Here is a 17,030-nt window from a genome sequence, read left to right as displayed (position 1 = left end):
CCCTCAAAGCGGCCGATCGCTCTGGCGGGGGCCGGTCAAGAAGTGGCATGGAGATCTTCTAGTAGTTACAGAGCGTAGATGAAAGGGGACACGGCGTGGCCATGCTGGAACGCATGAGGGCCTATTCGTTGGACGACGTTCACGCGACCCGGAAACGAAAAGACTCCTGGTGGACCGTTTTCCTGGTCGACCCGGTGGCGTGCAGGCTCACCCTGCTCGTCGCCAACCACACGTCCGTCACCCCCAACGGCCTCACTCGCCTCTCCCTGATCCTCGGCATGTGCTCGGCGATCTGTTTCGCGGGCGGCCGGCTGGTCGCCGGGGCCGTGCTGTTCTACGTGAGCTTCGCGGTCGACTGCATGGACGGGAAGATCGCCCGCCTGAAGGGGACCGGTACCGCGTTCGGCCTCTGGCTCGACTACGTGGGCGACCGCATCAGGGTCGTCTGCTGCGCGGCCGGGCTGGCCTCCGGGCAGTACGCCGTCACCGGCGACGTCTCCTACATCCTGCTCGGCGCCGGGGTGGCCGTGCTCGACCTGTTCCGCTACGTGAACGCGCCGCAGATGAAACGGGTGCGCGAGACGGTCAAGGAGAACCGGCTCGGGCGACCGGCGGCCGTCGGCTCGATCGAGCCGGGGACCGGCGTCCGCGCCGGGCGGGCCGGTCACAACGGGCAGGCCGGGCACAACGGGCGCGCCGCCCACACCGGCCACACCGGGGACGCCGAGATCGTCATGCTCCGCGAGCCCATCACCCCGCGCGAGTCCCTCACGCCCCGTGAGACCACCCCCTTCCGTGAGCCGATCACGCCGCGCGAGCCGCTGCGGGAGGCGGAGTTCGACGACGAGTTCGACGGCGGGCTCGACGACGGACCCGACGGCGGCTTCGGGGGCGGCTTCGACGGCGGGGGGGCGCGGGAGCCGCGGCCGGTCCCGTCGGCGCCGCGGCAGGGAAGGCGGCCGAGGCTGCCCCGCCGGGTCGGCCGCCTGCTGGCCCGCCACCGGGTGCGCACCCACCTGATCAGCGGCATCGAGTTCCACGCCGCGGTGTTCGTGGTCGCCCCGCTGATCGGCACGGCCGCGCTGGTGCCCGTCGCGGTCGGGGCGGGAGCGCTGCTCCTGCTGAACGAGATCTTCCTGATCTACCGAATGTGGCTCTTCGCCCGGGTGGCGCCCGTCGTGCCGCTCGTGGAGAAGGCGCCGCGCGTATCCGTCTGAGCAAGCGTTACGGGGGTTCGTTGTCATGCAGTCCGACCGCCCGATCTTCGTGATCGGCTGTCCGCGTTCCGGCACCACCATGTTGCAGCTCATGCTGCACTCGCATCCGCGCATCGCGGTGCCGCCGGAGACCCGGTTCGTGGTGCCCGGTTACTACCGCAGGTTCTCCTTCGGCGACCTGCGCGAGGAGCGCAACCGGCGCAGGGTCGGCCGGTGGATCGTGGGCGACAAGGACACCAAGTTCAAGGAGCTCAAGCTCGACGGGGAGAAGCTGATCGAGGACATCGTCGCCGGCCCGCCGACGCTGGGCTCCGCGATGGGCATCACCTTCCGCTCCTACGCCGAGCGGTACGACAAGAGCCGCTGGGGCGACAAGCGGCCCAGCTACTACCACCACGTGGACCTGCTGATGCGGCTCTTCCCCGACGCGCAGTTCGTGCACCTGATCAGGGACGGCCGCGACTGCGTGGCGTCGCTGAAGGAGATGCCCTGGTACACCAAGGACGTCTTCCACGCGGTGGTCAACTGGAGCGAGGCGATCGACTACGGTCGCCGGCACGCCAAGAGGCTCCCCGCCGACAGCTACTACGAGCTGCGCTACGAGGACCTGACGGCCTCCCCGGAGACCGAGCTGAGCAGGCTCTGCGACTTCCTCGGCGAGGACTACGACCCGGCGATGACCGAGCCGTACCACGTCGCCAGGGTGGCGATCCCGCAGCACAAGGTCTGGCACAGCAACACCCACGGCGACGTCACCACCGCCAGGGCGGGCTCGTGGAAGGCCAGGCTGGACCCCTGGGAGATCGCGGTGTGCGAGACCGTCCTGGCCGAGCGGCTGACCGCCAACGGCTACGAGCTCAGCGGCGCGCCCAAGGCGAGCAAGGCCCACGTCGCGGCCTGCGAGAAGGCCGCCTCCAAGCGGCGCTGGGCGCGCAGGCGCAAGGAGCTCCGCGACCGCGTCAACCGGCTGCGCGAGCCGAGCCCGGTGGCCGCGCGGCTCACCAGCCGGCAGCTCGGCGAGCTGGCGAAGGTCTGACCATGAAGCCCGACCGCCCGATCTTCATCCTGGGCTGTCCCCGCTCGGGGACGACGATGCTGCAGCTCATGCTGCACGCCCACCCGCGCGTCGCCATCCCGCCGGAGACCCGCTTCATGATCTCCGCGTACCAGCGCAGGCTCCGGTTCGGCGACCTGGAGGACGCCGGGCGCAGGCGCGAGCTGGCCGAGTGGGTGGTCGACCGGCCCCAGACGCGCTTCCACGAGCTGAACCTGGACCGCGACGAGGTGCTCGGGCAGATCGTGGCGGGGCCGCCGACCCTGGGCTCGGCGCTGGGCATCGTGCTGCGCGCCTACGCGGCCGGGCACGGCAAGGCCCGCTGGGGCGACAAGCGGCCCTCGTACTTCCAGTACACCGACGTGCTGCTGCGGCTCTTCCCCGACGCGCAGTTCGTGCACCTGATCAGGGACGGCCGCGACTGCGTGGCGTCGCTGAAGGAGATGCCCTGGTACAACGGGAGCCTCAACAGCGCGGTCTCCGCCTGGGCCGAGGCGATCGACTTCGCCAGGCACGGCGCGCCGAAGCTCCCCGGCGGCAGCTACCACGAGCTGCGCTACGAGGACCTGACCGCCGACCCCGAGGCCCACCTGCGCAGATTGTGCGAGTTCCTCGGCGAGGAGTTCGACGAGGCCATGTGCGACCCGGCCGCGATGGCCGACGTCGCCGTGCCCGCGCGCAAGACCTGGCACGCGCTCACCCACGGAGAGGTGACCACCGCCCGCGCCGGATCCTGGCGCGAGCGGCTCGACGCCGGTGAGATCTCGCTCTGCGAGAGCGTGCTCGCCGACCGCCTGGAGACCTACGGCTACGAGCTCACCGGCGCGCCGAAGGCGGAGACCTCGCGGATCGTCGGTTACGAGAGGACCGCGGCCAAGCGGAAGCTGGCCCGGGTCAAGCGGGTCACGTTCGACCGGCTGATCCGGCTCCGCGAGCCGAACCCGCTGGCGGCGCGGCTCACCGCGGCCCAGATCGTGCTGGCCGGGGTGCCGATGCCGCGCACCGAGCCCGCCACGGTCAGCGGGTGATCTCCTCGAACAGCGTCTCCCACCGGTCCAGCACCAGGTCCGGCCGGAACGTCTCGACGTGCGCGCGGGCGGCGGCGCCCAGCCGCCGCCGCCTCCCGGCCGAGGTCATCAGCCCCGCCAGCGCGCCGGCCAGCGCGCCCACGTCGGACGGGGGCACCAGCAGACCGGTCTCCCCGTCGCGGATGAGCGACCTGAGCCCGTCCGACACGTCGAACGCCACCGCGGGCACCCCGTAGGACGCGGCCTCGCCGACCACCAGCGGCAGCCCCTCGTGGTCGCTGGACAGGGCCAGCACCGAACCGCCCAGGTACTCCCGTCCCATCAGGGCCGCCGGTACCGGGCCGCGGAACACCACCCGGTCGCTCACCTCGCACGCCGCGGCGTGCGAGCGGAGACGGTCCAGCTCGGGGCCCTCCCCGATCAGGTGCAGCTCCCAGCCCTCGTCCGCCTGGCCCCTGGCCCGCGCGAACGCCGAGATCAGCCGGTCGAACCGCTTCACGCCCCCCAGCCTGCCGATCCCGAGCACCCGGCGGGCGCCCAGGTCCGCGGTCCGCGACGGCCAGACCGGCAGCGGGTTGGGGATGGACCAGGTGTTGGGCAGCAGCGCGTGCTCGGAGAACAACCAGGCGTCCTCCTCGGTGAGGAAGACCGCCTTCTCCAGGGTGCCGTAGTGACCGCGGACCGAGCGCAGGTGCCACGACCCCCGCGCGTGCTCGTACGACCCGTGGTACTGCCCGATCGGCAGCAACCGCTCGGGCAGCAGCCGCCTGATCCGGGTGACCACGCTGGGCGAGGCGAGCACGGCGAACCCCGGCCCCACGTCGCGCAGCAGCCGCTCCAGGGTCCTGCGCTCGCGCCGGGCGGCCGTCCGTGAGAGCCGGCCCACCGGCGCGCGGTGGACCACGTGGGCGGTGTAGCGCGGTCGTTCCACGTACCGGAACGGGCTCTCGGCCCGGTGCAGCCCGATCACGTGCACCTCGCGGCCCCGCTCGGCCAGTCCCTGCGCCACGGTGTGGGTGACCCGCTGCACGCCGCCCAGGGTGTCGGCGTCCAGGCAGGCGAACACGACCGCCCCCCGGCCGCCGCGGCTCACCTGAACCATCCCGGCATCGGGAGCCGGACCGGCGCGGGCCGGGCACGCGGCCCGGTCCCGCGCGGCCCGGTCCCGCGGTCGGGGAAGGGGCCGAAGAAGTCGTCCACCACCCCCGCCGCGGCGTGCCCCTTCTCGTCGGCGCACCACAGCTCCTGGAACGCCCGGTAGCGGGCGGCGAACGACGCGGACACGGCGTCCAGGTTCCGCAGGACCTCGATCAGCTCCCCGGTCGTGGTCAGGCAGGGGCCCGGGGCGATGGCCGGCAGGTCGTGGTAGACGCCGCGTTCCAGGTGGCGGTACTCGTCCCAGTCGTCGATGAGGAACATCATCGGCCGCCCGGTGACCGCGTAGTCGCACATCAGCGACGAGTAGTCGGTCAGCAGCGCGTCCGAGAGCAGCATCAGGTCGTTGACCTCCGGGTACGACCCCGCCGACCGGACGAAGTGACGCAGGTGCTCGGGCACCCGGAACCGCTCGACCGGGTGGGTCCGCAGCACCATCGTCCACTCACCGGCCAGGGCCTCGGCCATCGCGGTCAGGTCCGCCCGGACCGACCGGCCCGAGCCCTTGGCCCGGTCGCGGTAGGTGGGGGCGTACAGCAGCACCCGGGAGCCGGGCGGGATCTCCAGCCGTTCGCGCGCCCGCCCGGCCGCCTCGGGGTCGCCGCGCACGAGCACGTCGCACCGGGGCGAGCCGTGGCGCAGCAGCGGTCCCCGGTAGCCGTTGGAGGGCACGAAGACCCGCTCGAACTCGGCGCTGGGCGAGACCAGCGCGTCCCAGCGCTCCACCGCGGCCCGCCAGGCCGTCCGGGGCCCGTCGAAGTCGGCGCGCAGGTCGGGCGCGTCGAAGCCGACCGACTTGATGCCCTGCCCGTGCCAGGTCTGCAGGTAGCGGGTGCCGGACGGCTTGGGGTAGGCCAGTGGCATGCCGTGGCTGTCGACCCAGTGACCGGCGCGGGCCATGGTCCAGACGTGGCGCCAGCTCATCCGGCGCACCAGCCGGGTGCCGGGCGGGAAGTTGCGGCGGTTCCTGGACACCGACCACACCGTCCGCAGCGGTGCCCGCCGCCGCCGGAGCTCCTCGTAGACGTAGCGCGGGTTGCCGGTGTAGCCCGCGCCGACGTCGGACTCGAACAGGACCAGGTCCCGGCGGGGCGGCAGCACCGAGATCAGCCCCTTGTAGACCCGGAGCTTCACCTCCGGGCCGCCGACCCGGCGCAGGAGCCGGGTGGCGGCCCGCCGCAGCCGGGGAAGCCGCCGCAGCGGACCCCGGCGGCGCCAGACCACCCGCATGACCGCGGCGGCGCCCTCGGCCCTGACGGTGATGTCGTGGTGGGCGACCGTGACGCGGAACGGCCCGGCCGAGGGGTCGACGAGCAGCCGGTCGGAGGTGACCCTCCCGTCGGGACGGACGATCTCGACCACCGGGTCGTAGCGGCCGTCGAACCCCAGGCGGCCGTGCCTGATCCCGGAGAGGTCGACCGTCGCCTCGCTCAGGTACCCGCCGCCGGGCCGCGCGCGCGGCGTCAGCGGCACCCGGTGGTCCTTGAACCGCAGGAACGCCCTCCACCCGGGGGTGGCGTCCAGGACGCCGAACGGGTCGTAGGTGCCGATCGACAGCCTGATCACCGCGCCCTCGCCGGTGACGGCCGCCTCGTGGCGCAGCCGGGAGGCGGTGTAGGGCAGCTCGGCCATGCGGAGCGGGGTGATGTCCCGCCTCGGGTCCGCCTCCGTGCCCCAGTAGGTGCGTCCGTCCCGGCGCAGGGCGGCGCGCGGCGGGGCCTTGGGCCCGTTCAGCGACCGGGCGGCGACCAGCAGCTCGTCGGGCCGGCCGTCGGTGATGAAGCTGCAGCAGACCCGCATGAGCGGGTCCATCGTCTCGAACACCACCGGGTCGAGCTCGGCCAGGTAGGGACGGACCACCGAGACGAACTCGGAGATCCACTCCGGGGCGCGGGCGGGCAGCGGGTTGAGGTAGACCCGCAGGTCCTGGCGGACGAAACGGCGCTGCCGCTCGTGCACCAGGTGGCCGAGGCCGTTCTCGCGCAGGATGTCGTCGCTCATCCGGGCCGCCCGGATCCGGGAGCGGACGTTGGCCATCTCGGTCAGGCTCAGCGAGATCGACGGCCGGGTCTCGCCCCCGGCCGCGGCCCGGTGCCACAGGTAGACCACCCAGGGGACCACGGCGAACCGTTGCGCCGCGCAGTACAGGGCGGTGCTGAAGACGTGGTCCTCGTAGTGGATGTCCTCCGGGAACGGCACCCGCCGCAGCAGCTCGGCCCGGTAGAGCTTGTTGGTGCTGAAGGAGTCCAGGAACATCTCGGGCTCCTGGGCGATCCCCTCGACGGTCCTGCGCCGGGCGAACAGGGCCGGGTAGTAGCGGGCGGTCTTGCCGGACCGCTCGTACAGCCGGGAGATCTGCCCGGTGACGAAGTCGGCGCCGGTGCGTTCGATCTCCAGCAGCAGGCTCTTGCAGGCGTGCCGGGTCAGCTCGTCGTCGCTGTCGAGGAACATCACGTACGGCGCGCGCGCGGAGGCCACGCCCCTGTTGCGCGGGGTGCCGCACCCCCCGCTGTTGACCTCGGCGCGCAGGTAGCGCACCCGGGGGTCCTCGCGCTGCAACGCGCGGGCGACGGGTTCGGTGCCGTCGGTGCTGGCGTCGTCGACGATGATCACCTCGACACCGCGCAGCGACTGCCGGAGCACGGATCGTACGGCCCTGGGCAGCCGGGTGGCGTCGTTGTAGGTGATGACCACAACGCTGCATTCAGGGATATTGATCACATTCTGAGGTATTCCCGAGAAAAGTAGGCACTTGTCCTACTTGTGCAGTGATGACACTGTTTTTGGGGTTGTGTGACACTACCTGGGCGGGCGGGGTCCCGGCCCGGCTTCCCGGCTATGCCCTTCGGTCCCTGTAGGGAACGGGACGGGTGGGTGGTGCCTGCCGGGTGTCGCCGAGCGGACCGGCGAGTGCTCGCTCGAATCCGGTAAGCGCCTTGATGAGATCGGGAGTCTCGAACGCGCGGTTGCGTCTGCCGATGGTGGTCTGCTTGAGCACGCCCGCCGCCACCAGGTGGTTGATGGCGTCGTTGGCTCGTTGAACGGACCTTCCGATGAGCTCGGCGGCGGTGGTGACGGTGAGGACGGGCGCGGAGGGAAGCATCCGCAGGAGCAGGTCCACCGAGGACGCCGCGCGAACCTTTCCCGCCTTCCTGCGCCATTCCGCCTCAAGGGCGTCGAGTTCCATGCCGAAGCGATCCGTGTCGGCGATGGCGCGAGCGGTGTCGGCGATGAAACGGTCGATGCAGATGCCGATCGCCTCCTGGGCTTCGGGTGAATCCGCATCACCCTCGTACCGATAGGTGGTGAGAGCGGCGATGTACGCGTTGGCGTGTGATGCCAGGATCAGGCTGATGGGCGGTACGAAACGGGTGGCGAGACCCCGTCGACGGAGAATCAGGTGAATGAGGGCCCTCCCGGTACGGCCGTTGCCGTCGACGAAAGGGTGGATGGTCTCGAACTGGGCGTGGACGATGGAGGCCTGGACCAGGGCGGGGTGGTCGTCGCCTGACATGTAGGCGCACAGGTCTTCGAGGAGGTCGGGGACCCTGTCCGGCGGCGGTGGCACGAAGTCGGCGGTGCATGGCGACATGCCGGTCCCGCCGACCCGGTTCTGCTCCGTTCTGATCAGGCCCCCGAGGGGGGCGTCACGGGTTCCTTCGAGGAGCTTTCGATGAAGTTCCAGTACGTCGTCGACGCGTATGGACGAGGCGTCGGCCAGCTTCAGGGCCGATTCCATGGCCCGGACGTTTCCGAGGACCGCGCGCGCGGTGTCGTCATGTGCCTCCACACCCGAACGCGCCGCGACGTCGGCCTTGGCCAGGCACCGTACGTCGATCTGCAGACCTTCGATGAAGGAACTCGCCACGGCCTCGGCCCGAAGCAGGAGCCTGGCCAGAGCTTCGAGACCGACCAGGGGGCGTTCGGACATGTTCAGCACCAGGAGTCGGCGTTCCACGTCGCCGATATCCGCGGAGCGTTGCCCGCTCAGCCGTAAAGGACGGCCGACGAGCGGGTCCGGGACGTAGGCTCTGTAGTCGCATGGCCGGCGTTCCGCACGGGTCGCGCCGTTCGACAGGCCCGGCCACGACGCGTCGATGTACTCGGCCACAGGGGTTAAGTCCTCCCGCTTGTATGAACGCTTAGATGTTAACCGTTCATACATCCGTCGGGTGTGAACTTCGCGGGACATGCCTTCCGTGTCTGGGAAGTGACACGGGAACGCCCGGAGGTCCTTTTCTAAGGCGCGTCCGTCCGCGGAGAGCGGGGTGTCCATGTGGTGGCCCGCGTGAGAGGAAGTCCGTCCTGGAGGTAAGCGGTCCGCCCCGTGCGGCGGGCCGACAGGCAGGCCCGCAGCCGGTGGGCCCGTTCCGGGGGCAGGAAGGCGTCCGCGTCCGCCGGACCCACCATCCGCCACGCGCTGAGCTCCTCCGGCGGCAGCCGGATCGCCGCCCGCTCCCGCTCGTCCAGGACGCCGCCGTCGAAGAGCATCCGGAACCCGCCGGGCCGCCCGTCACGAGGGCGCGTCCAGTCCGCGCACAACAGCACCGGGACGGGGGGCGAGAGGGTCAGCCCGAGTTCCTCGGCGGCCTCCCTCGTGGCCGCCTCCCACGGCGTCTCCCCCTCCTCGACCGTCCCGCCGGGAAACTCCCACCCCTCCTTGTACGTCGGCCGGACGAGAAGGACCCGGTCGGCCTCGTCGGTGACGAACAACGCGGCCGCCGTGGGATGGCGGGCAAGACCGCGGAAGTAATCTTCGACGCTCATGGACCGACCGTAACGGAGGGCGCCGGGACCCGGGACGTCCCCGCCGCCGGTGGGCCTTCCAGGGCTTCGGGCGGGATTCCGGACGGCCTCTCCGGGGTGCGGCCCGCTCCCGCCCGGCCGGAGGCGCGACGGGCACACGTCTGCGGCCGGCCCGGCCCGGTCCCGGCCTCCCGACCGTTCGTCGTCGTGCGTTCAGCGCCGGTTCAGGGACCGGCGGATCAGCCAGGTGACCAGGACGAGGAGTGTCAGGGCCGCGACCACCGGGGCGACGCGCTTGAGGAGCGGCAGGCCCGCCACCTCCAGGAGGTTCAGGGCCTCCTCGTCGGGGCTGAGCGAGGTGCGCGAGGTGCCGGCGGGGTGGCTCCGGCGCGTGCCGGACTCCTCGTCGAGGACCAGGTCCGGAGGCGTCGGCACCGCGCTGAGGTGCCTCGTGGCGCCGGCCGGCCCGGGAACGGGTGCCCCCGCCGGGGCGTTCGTCCCCTCCGGTCCGTCCGGTCCGCCCAGCCCGGAGGCCGCCGGGTCGGTGTCGTGCGAGGCGAGGGGCGTGGTGGGGGGCGTGGTGGGGGGCGTGGTGGGGGGCGTGGCGCCCGCGCCGCCGGGGTCGTCCGTGCCCCCCGCGGCGGGGGCCGTGGCGCCCGCCGGGCCGGGGGCCGGCGCCTCCGGGCTCCCCGGGGCCTCCGGGGCCTTCGAGCTCTTCGGGGCCTCCGAGCTCTTCGGAGGCGTCGACTCCTTCGGGCCCTTCGAGTCCCTGCCGGGCTTCGTGGACGTCGCGGGCTTCGTGCCCGCCGGACCGGCCGCGTCTTCTGGACCTTCCTGGCCTTCCGGGGCGGACGGCGCCGAGTCCGGCTGCCCGGCGGACGGCGCCTCCGGTGTCGCAGGAGCGCTCCAGCCGCCCACGCCGCCCGTCTCCAGGGGCGTCTCGGCGGCGGTCTCCACGCCGGGGCTCTCGCCCAGCAGCCGGGAGAGGTTGGCCGCGAACCTGTCGATCAGTTTCCCGCCGACCTCGGTCATCACGCCCCGGCCGAACTGGGCCGGGCGGCCGGTCACGGTGAAGGAGGTCTCGACGGTGACGCGGGTCGTGCGGCCCTCGGGGTGCAGGCGGGCGACGACCGTGGCGCCGGCGGTGCCCGGCCCCCTGGCCTCCTTGCCGGAGGCGGCGAGGGTCAGGGAGCGGGCGTCCTCGTCCACCTTCTCGTAGGAGGCGCGCCCCTGGTAGGTGACCGTGATCGGCCCGACCTTCACCTTCAGCTTGCCGGTGAAGGCGTCCCCCTCGACCTTGTCGACGGTGGCGCCGGGCAGGCAGGGCGCGACGCGCTCGACGTCGAGCAGTACCGGCCAGGCCTGCTCGACCGGCACCGGGATCGTGAACTCGTGCTCGAATCGCATCGCCATCGATCCGCTCCTTGTCGATCGGCCGCTGTTGCGACATTACGACTACACGGGGTCGTATTCCAGTACACCGCTGCGGAAGCGGACGAATGACCCAACGCAAACCATAATTGTATTTATGTCTATATAGCGGACCATGCTGGCTCGTAACGGTCCGAGCCGGACGGTGTCCGTATCCCTGGTACTGCCCATCTGGGCGTGGACGATGCCTCGGCGCCCGGTGATCGGGGCCGGATGGTGATCCGGGCCGGATCGGCGGACCGCCCGGTCCGGCACCGGGCCTGATCGGCCGGGGCTCAGCCGATCGCGCTCCTGATCGCCCGCCGGGTCAGCACGCGGGCCAGGTGACGGCGGTAGTCGGGCCTGGCGTGCAGGTCCGCCGGGGGCGAGGTGTCCTCGTCCGCCCGCGCGCACGCCTCGGCGACCGGATCGGCCGCGCCGCCGGGGCCGCCGCCGGAACCGGGACCGGAACCGGGACCGGGACCGAGTCCGGGACCGGGGGACGTGACCTCCACACCGCGCAGCGCCTCCTCCACGGCCCGGGCCCGCACCGGGGCGGGACCCATGTTGGTCAGCCCGATCCTGGCCTCCTCGACGACCCCGTCGCTCCGCCGCACGGCCGCGGCGACGCCGACGATCGCCCACGCCTGCGCGCTGCGGTGGAACTTCTCGTAGTGAAAGCCCCAGCCCGCTCCGAGGACGGGCACCTTGACGCCGGTCAGCACCTCGCCGGGCCCCAGCGCGGTCTCCAGGTAGTCGACGAAGAAGTCCGCCGCCGGGATCTCCCGCTCGCCGTCGCCGGAGCGGGCGACGAGGACGCAGCCGAGCGCCAGCGCCACCGCGGGCAGGTCCCCGGCGGGGTCGGCGTGGGCCAGGGAGCCGCCCAGCGTGCCGCGGTGCCGTACGGCGGGGTCGGCGACCGTGGCCGTGGCCAGGGCGAGCAGCGGGGCGCGCTCCCTGATCACGGCGGAGCGCAGCACCTCGTCGTGGGTGGTGAGCGCGCCGACGAACACGTGGTCGCCCCGGTCCTCGACGCCGCGCAGGCCGGGCAGGCGCCCGAGGTCCACCAGCGTGGACGGGTAGGCCAGCCGGAGCCGCAGCAGCGGCAGCAGCGACTGCCCCCCGGCCAGCACCTTGACGTCGTCGCCGGAGTCCGCGGCCTCGCCGAGCACCCGGCAGGCCTCCTCCAGCGACTCGGGCCTGACGTAGTCGAACGACGCGGGGATCATCGGTCGCCTCCCTCGGTGACGGCGCGCCAGACGCGCTCGGGGGTGCAGGGCATCCGCACGTCGTCCACCCCGAAGGGACGCAGCGCGTCGACGACCGCGTTGACCACCGCGGGCGTGGAGGCGATCGTCCCGGCCTCGCCGACGCCCTTGACGCCCAGCGGGTTGGTCGTCGACGGGGTCTCCGTGCGGTCGGTGACGAAGACCGGCAGGTCGGACGCGGCGGGGATGAGGTAGTCGGCCATCGTCGCGGTGAGCAGGTTGCCCTCGGCGTCGTGGACCGCCTCCTCGAACAAGGCCTGGGCGACGCCCTGGGCGATGCCGCCGTGCACCTGCCCCTCGACGATCAGCGGGTTCACCACCGACCCCACGTCGTCGACGGCCACGTAGGCCCGGATCCGCACCGCGCCCGTCTCGGTGTCCACCTCGACCGCGCACAGGTGGGTGCCGTGCGGGAAGGAGAAGTTGTCCGGGTCGAAGGTCGCGTCGGCGTCCAGCGCGGGCTCGAACCCCTCGGGCAGGTCGTGCGCGGCGAAGGTGGCCAGCGCCAGCTCCTGGATGGTCTTCCCCACCCCGGTGCCGCGGACCGTGAACGTGCCGTCGGCGAACTCGACGTCGTCGGCGGAGGCCTCCAGCATGTGCGCGGCGAGCAGCCTGGCCCGGTCCTTGACCTTCTCGCAGGCGGCCAGCACGGCGACACCGCCCACCACCAGGGAGCGGGAGCCGTAGGTGTCCATGCCCTTGTGGGAGACGGCCGTGTCGCCGTGCAGTACCGAGACGTCCTCGAACGGCACGCCCAGCGCGTCGGCGACGATCTGGCTCCACGCGGTCTCGTGCCCCTGGCCGTGCGGCGAGGAGCCGGTGACGACCTCGACCTTGCCGGTGGGCAGCATCCTCACCGAGGCGTGCTCCCAGCCGCCCGCGCCGTAGCTCAGGCTGCCCAGCACCCGGGAGGGGGCCAGCCCGCACATCTCGGTGAACGTGGAGACGCCGATGCCGAGCTGCACCGGGTCACGCCGGTCGCGGCGGTCGGCCTGCTCGGCCCTGAGCCTGTCGTACCCGAGCAGGGCCAGGGCCCGTTCGGTCGCGGCCTCGTAGTTGCCCGAGTCGTAGGTCAGCCCGCAGACCGTGGTGTACGGGAACTCCTCGTGGGTGATCCAGTTACGGCGGCGCAGCTCGACGGGGTCCATGCCCAGCTCGTGGGCGAGCTCGTCCATGGCGCGCTCGATCGCGAACGTCGCCTCCGGCCGCCCCGCGCCCCGGTAGGCGTCGGTCGGCACCTTGGTGGTGAAGACGCCGGTGCAGGTGAAGTCGTAGGCGTCCATCTTGTAGATCCCGTTGTACATGAACGCGCCCAGCAGCGGCACGCCCGGCGTGATCAGCATCAGGTAGGCGCCCATGTCGGCCAGCAGGTTCACCTGGACGCCCCGCACCCGCCCGTCCCGGTCGGCGGCGAGGCGGATCCGCTGGAGCTGGTCGCGGCCGTGGTGCGCGGTCAGGTTGCCCTCGGAGCGCGACTCGGTCCACTTCACCGGCCTGCCCAGCCGCCGGGTCAGCAGCAGGGCGAGGACCTCCTCGGCGGTGACCTGGAGCTTGGAGCCGAAGCCGCCGCCCACGTCCGGGGCGATCACCCGCAGCCGGTGCTCGGGGATGCCGGTGGTCAGCGCGAGCATGACGCGCAGCACGTGCGGGATCTGGGTGGACGAGTACAGCGTGAAGGAGTCGCCGTCGGTGGTGGCCACCACCGCGCGGGGCTCCATGGCCGTGGGGATGAGCCGCTGCTGCACGTAGGCGCGCTCGATCACCACCGGCGCGTCGCGGAACGCCTCCTCGACGTCGCCGCCGGAGAACCTCCAGGTGAACGCCCGGTTCCCGGCGGACGCGCCCTCGTGGACCTTCGGGCTGCCCTCGGTGAGCGCCTCGGTCATGTCGAGCACGGCCTCCAGCGGCTCGTAGTCGATCTCGATCGCCTCCAGGGCGTCGGCCGCCCGGTAGCGGTCGACGGCGACCACGCAGGCCACCGCCTCGCCGGCGTAGCGGACCTCGTCGACCGCCATCGGCGGGTGGTCGGGGATCAGGACGTCCTCGCTGACCGGCCAGGCGCACGGGAGGCTGCCCTGCTCGCCGGCGAGGTCCCGGCCGCTGTAGGCGGCGACCACGCCCGACAGGCCGCGCGCGGCCGAGGTGTCGACCCGGGTGATCCTGGCGTGGGCCATCGGGCTGCGCAGGAAGGCCACGTACGTCATGCCGGGGAGCTGGATGTTGTCGGTCCAGGTGGTGCGGCCGGTGACCAGCCGGGCGTCCTCCTTGCGCCTGCGCGCCCGGCCGACCTCGTGGCCGGCGGAGGGGGTGCCGAGCTGGTCGCTCTCGGCGATCCGCCCGGCGACCATGCCCGCGTCGAGCTGCTCGGTCATGGCGTCCGCACCTGCCCTCCGGCCGTCTCACGCCCGGCCGTGCCGTGCCCGGCCGTGCCGTGCCCGGCCGTGCCGGGGTCGGACGCGCCCGGACCGGACGTGCCGGACGTGCCGGACGCCGTCCGCTCCGCCTCGGGCCGTGACATCTCCCGGGCGCCGCGCCGTACCGCGCGGACGATGTTGGAGTAGCCCGTGCACCGGCACAGGTTGCCCTCCAGGCCCGCGCGGACGGCCTCCTCCGTCGGGTCGGGGTCGTCCCTGAGCAGGTCGATCGCGGCCATGATCATGCCGGGGGTGCAGTACCCGCACTGCAGGCCGTGCTCCTCGTGGAAGGCCCGCTGCACGGGGTGCCACTCGGTGCCCTCGGCCAGGCCCTCGACGGTGACGACGTCGCTCCCGTCGGCCTGTACGGCGAGGACGGAACAGCTCTTCACGCTCACCCCGTCCAGCAGCACGGTGCAGGCGCCGCAGTTGCTCGTGTCGCAGCCGACGGGCGTACCGGTCCTGCCCAGCCGGTCTCTCAGCAGGTGGACGAGGAGGAGGCGCGGTTCGACCTCCTCCTCGTAGCGGACCCCGTCGACGGTGAGGGATGTTCGAGGCATACGTCCTCCCGGTGGCACCCGGTGGGCATGGAACTGTGGAAGCCGACAGAAGTGAACGTACGCTCCTGCCGTTTCCGGTCAACCTCTCCACGCCCGGACGCGCCGTTCGGCTAGCGCCGGATCACCCTCGCCAGGATGGTGATCAGACCGGCCACACCCAGGCCGCCGACCAGGATCACGAGCATGATCAGCGGTTCGACGGACGGCCGGCTCACGAACACGATCCCGGCCGAGACGAACAGCATGCCGCTGAGCAGTGCCATCCAGTCGGTGCGGTGGGCGCGGCGGCGCGCGGGCCGCTCCAGGTCAGGCCGCACGGCGCACCTCCACGTCCCCGACACCGGCCTTGACGTTCAGCACGATGGTCGCCACGTCCCCCTTCGGGGGCACCTCGGGCTCCAGGATCCTGCTGTACCGGATGTCGGCGCCGCCCTCCACCGTGTGGTCGATCTTGACGTCGCCGAACCTGGTGGAGCCGTTCACCTCGACCCGGGCCGTCGCCGGCAGGACCACGCTGATCTCCCCGACCGTGACCGACGCGTCCAGGACGGTCCGCGAGCCCGGCGGCAGTGCCAGCTCGCTCAGGTCCAGGACGCCCTCGCCCACGCCCACCTCGTAGCCGGCGATCACCTCCGACAGGGCGGCGGGCTCCCAGTGGTAGTTGCCGAACTTCTTCGGCATCCCTCCCAGCAGGGAGCCGGCGATCAGGGCGAGCGACAGCACGGCGCCGATCACGACCAGGCCGGCTCCCCGGCCGAACCAGGCGGCGACCAGCAGGCCGGTGCCGATGACGGCGAGCGCGGCACCCCCGGCGACGGTCATGTCGACCGATCCCGAGGTGGACTGGATCGCCACGGTGACCCCTCCGACGATCATGGCCAGGACGATGGTGACGGCACCGACGAACGATCGGGGCCGGCCGGGTCTGGGCGGCGCCTCCACCGCTGCGCCGTACCCGGGCGGGGCGTAGGGGGAGTGGAGCCGCTCCCGCCTGCGGGGGTCCAGGGGCCGGTAGGGCCCGTACGGTGAGAAGGGCTCGCCCGAGGAGTCGAACGACGGGCTCAGGGGACGGTACGGGGCCGGCGGGACGTCCTCGTACGGAATGGGACCCGGGCCGGGGTCGTCCGGGTGGGGGACGTACCCGTCCGGGGAACCGGGGGTGGGCGGTTCCGCGGCCGTCTCACCACCCGGCCCGGCGACGGCTCGGGCCGGGGGGTGAGCGGCGTCCTCGGAGGCGGGGGGCACGGTGTCCCCCGCCACGGTCCCCCCGGTGGCACCGGTGACGTTTCCGGGCATGTTCCAGGGCGCGTTCCCGGACGTGTCCCCGGGCATGCTCCCGGCCGTGTTCGCGGGCCCGCCGCCGGACATGCTTCCGGGCGCGTGCGGGGCCGCGTACCCGGTGGCCGAGGTGGCGCGGGTGACGTGGTCGTGTTCGGCCAGGGGGCGGGAGCGCCCGCCCGTCTCCGGCCGGGCGTCCGGCGGGACCGGCGAGGCCGGTGGGAACGGCGAGGCCGGTGGGAACGGGGAGGCGGGCGAGACCGGGGAGGCGGGCGAGGGCGGCGAGGGCCGCCAGGAGCCGCTCCGGTGGGGTTGCTCCCCGCGGCGCAGCCGGTCGGGCAGCGACCGGGCCACGGCCAGCAGGTCGACCCCCCGGGCGTGGGCGGCGAGCAGGGCGATGGCGAGGACGGTGCCGACCACGATCGTCCCGGTGCCGACGCCGTCCGAGGAGACGTTGATCACCAGGCCGAGGGCGAAGACGCCGGTCAGCAGGGTCAGGACCGTCTCGCCGTCGAAGTCGCGCTTGGTCCACTGCTCCAGGTGGCCGGGGCCGCCGTCGGTCTCGCGCATCAGCAGGAAGGCCGCGATGTAGAGGATGATGCCGATCCCCGAGCCGAGCACCAGCACCGCGAAGCCGACCCGCACCAGCACCGGGTCGACCCCGGCGTACCGCCCCAGACCGGCGCAGACGCCGGTGAGCATGCGGCCCTGGTCGCTGCGGCCCAGCAGACCCCGCTCCTGCGCGGGGGAGGCGGGCTCGGGGCCGGGCACGCCACTCGTCTGATCCTGGGCCCGGCCGGTGTCGTTCATGCACCCCATCGTGGCCTTTCCCGCTCCCCGCCGCATCCGGGAGACCCCTGAGTCACCCCGGAGGGGAGCCCCTCGCCTCAGGGTCGCCTC

12 protein-coding genes and 1 pseudogene are annotated in these 17,030 nt (G+C 72.8%); 3 read left to right on the top strand and 10 right to left on the bottom strand.

The features are described from left to right. Positions 1 to 113: 113 nt before the first annotated feature. Genes AB0G16_RS03705 through AB0G16_RS03695 form a run of 3 tightly spaced genes read left to right on the top strand, consistent with a single transcriptional unit; the run spans position 114 to position 3,299 of the window. Positions 114 to 1,217, top strand: coding sequence for a CDP-alcohol phosphatidyltransferase family protein (locus AB0G16_RS03705; protein ID WP_362798034.1), 1,104 nt, complete (start codon positions 114 to 116; stop codon positions 1,215 to 1,217). Positions 1,218 to 1,242: 25 nt separating this feature from the next. Next, entirely contained in the window at positions 1,243 to 2,253 is a 1,011-nt protein-coding gene (locus tag AB0G16_RS03700; protein ID WP_362798032.1) for a sulfotransferase, read from the top strand. 2 nt (positions 2,254 to 2,255) lie between these two features. Then, on the top strand, positions 2,256 to 3,299 hold the full coding sequence (locus tag AB0G16_RS03695; RefSeq protein WP_362798030.1) for a sulfotransferase: 1,044 nt from the start codon (positions 2,256 to 2,258) through the stop codon (positions 3,297 to 3,299). Here the strand turns inward: AB0G16_RS03695 and AB0G16_RS03690 are convergent. The 10 genes and pseudogenes from AB0G16_RS03690 to AB0G16_RS03645 form a co-directional block, all read right to left on the bottom strand. Next, positions 3,289 to 4,401, bottom strand: a complete 1,113-nt coding sequence (locus tag AB0G16_RS03690; protein ID WP_362798027.1) for a glycosyltransferase — start codon at positions 4,399 to 4,401, stop codon at positions 3,289 to 3,291. The genes AB0G16_RS03695 and AB0G16_RS03690 overlap by 11 nt on opposite strands. Next, positions 4,389 to 7,175 carry a CDP-glycerol glycerophosphotransferase family protein gene (locus AB0G16_RS03685; RefSeq protein WP_362798024.1) on the bottom strand — a complete coding sequence of 929 codons (2,787 nt, stop codon included), beginning with the start codon at positions 7,173 to 7,175 and terminating at the stop codon, positions 4,389 to 4,391. Before AB0G16_RS03685 ends, AB0G16_RS03690 begins: the two co-directional genes overlap by 13 nt. Before the next feature lie 115 nt (positions 7,176 to 7,290). After that, positions 7,291 to 8,565 (bottom strand): Fic family protein, encoded by a 1,275-nt coding sequence (locus AB0G16_RS03680; protein ID WP_362798021.1) that lies wholly within the window; start codon positions 8,563 to 8,565, stop codon positions 7,291 to 7,293. Positions 8,566 to 8,693: 128 nt separating this feature from the next. Next, complete coding sequence (locus AB0G16_RS03675) at positions 8,694 to 9,221, bottom strand: NUDIX hydrolase (RefSeq protein WP_362798018.1); 528 nt, start codon at positions 9,219 to 9,221, stop codon at positions 8,694 to 8,696. 192 nt (positions 9,222 to 9,413) lie between these two features. Then, on the bottom strand, positions 9,414 to 10,613 hold the full coding sequence (locus tag AB0G16_RS03670) for an SRPBCC domain-containing protein (RefSeq protein WP_362798015.1): 1,200 nt from the start codon (positions 10,611 to 10,613) through the stop codon (positions 9,414 to 9,416). Positions 10,614 to 10,906: 293 nt separating this feature from the next. After that, complete coding sequence (locus tag AB0G16_RS03665; protein ID WP_362798012.1) at positions 10,907 to 11,839, bottom strand: xanthine dehydrogenase family protein subunit M; 933 nt, start codon at positions 11,837 to 11,839, stop codon at positions 10,907 to 10,909. Then, entirely contained in the window at positions 11,836 to 14,250 is a 2,415-nt protein-coding gene (locus AB0G16_RS03660; protein ID WP_362798009.1) for a xanthine dehydrogenase family protein molybdopterin-binding subunit, read from the bottom strand. The genes AB0G16_RS03665 and AB0G16_RS03660 overlap by 4 nt, the downstream gene beginning before the upstream one ends. Positions 14,251 to 14,393: 143 nt before the next feature. After that, positions 14,394 to 14,852 (bottom strand): annotated as a pseudogene (locus AB0G16_RS03655) ((2Fe-2S)-binding protein); the annotation flags it as partial. Positions 14,853 to 14,962: 110 nt separating this feature from the next. Continuing rightward, positions 14,963 to 15,169 (bottom strand): hypothetical protein, encoded by a 207-nt coding sequence (locus tag AB0G16_RS03650; protein WP_362798007.1) that lies wholly within the window; start codon positions 15,167 to 15,169, stop codon positions 14,963 to 14,965. Next, a complete protein-coding gene (locus AB0G16_RS03645; protein ID WP_362798004.1) occupies positions 15,159 to 16,940 on the bottom strand; it encodes a PspC domain-containing protein in 1,782 nt (593 codons plus the stop codon). The genes AB0G16_RS03650 and AB0G16_RS03645 overlap by 11 nt, the downstream gene beginning before the upstream one ends. Between the last annotated feature and the right edge of the window lie 90 nt (positions 16,941 to 17,030).

Source organism: Streptosporangium sp. NPDC023615 (assembly GCF_040640155.1).
In the GTDB taxonomy this organism is placed as follows: Bacteria; Actinomycetota; Actinomycetes; order Streptosporangiales; family Streptosporangiaceae; genus Streptosporangium.
The sequence above is the reverse complement of the archived record's forward strand: the minus strand, read 5'-3'. Positions and strand labels throughout refer to the sequence as shown.

What these genes read in the sequence shown, in the direction of transcription:
- AB0G16_RS03705 (WP_362798034.1), top strand. Translation starts at nt 114, where the DNA reads ATGAGGGCCTATTCGTTGGACGACGTTCACGCGACCCGGAAACGAAAA.
- AB0G16_RS03700 (WP_362798032.1), top strand. Translation starts at nt 1,243, where the DNA reads ATGCAGTCCGACCGCCCGATCTTCGTGATCGGCTGTCCGCGTTCCGGC.
- AB0G16_RS03695 (WP_362798030.1), top strand. Translation starts at nt 2,256, where the DNA reads ATGAAGCCCGACCGCCCGATCTTCATCCTGGGCTGTCCCCGCTCGGGG.
- AB0G16_RS03690 (WP_362798027.1), bottom strand. Translation starts at nt 4,401, where the DNA reads ATGGTTCAGGTGAGCCGCGGCGGCCGGGGGGCGGTCGTGTTCGCCTGC.
- AB0G16_RS03675 (WP_362798018.1), bottom strand. Translation starts at nt 9,221, where the DNA reads ATGAGCGTCGAAGATTACTTCCGCGGTCTTGCCCGCCATCCCACGGCG.
- AB0G16_RS03670 (WP_362798015.1), bottom strand. Translation starts at nt 10,613, where the DNA reads ATGGCGATGCGATTCGAGCACGAGTTCACGATCCCGGTGCCGGTCGAG.
- AB0G16_RS03665 (WP_362798012.1), bottom strand. Translation starts at nt 11,839, where the DNA reads ATGATCCCCGCGTCGTTCGACTACGTCAGGCCCGAGTCGCTGGAGGAG.
- AB0G16_RS03660 (WP_362798009.1), bottom strand. Translation starts at nt 14,250, where the DNA reads ATGACCGAGCAGCTCGACGCGGGCATGGTCGCCGGGCGGATCGCCGAG.
- AB0G16_RS03645 (WP_362798004.1), bottom strand. Translation starts at nt 16,940, where the DNA reads ATGAACGACACCGGCCGGGCCCAGGATCAGACGAGTGGCGTGCCCGGC.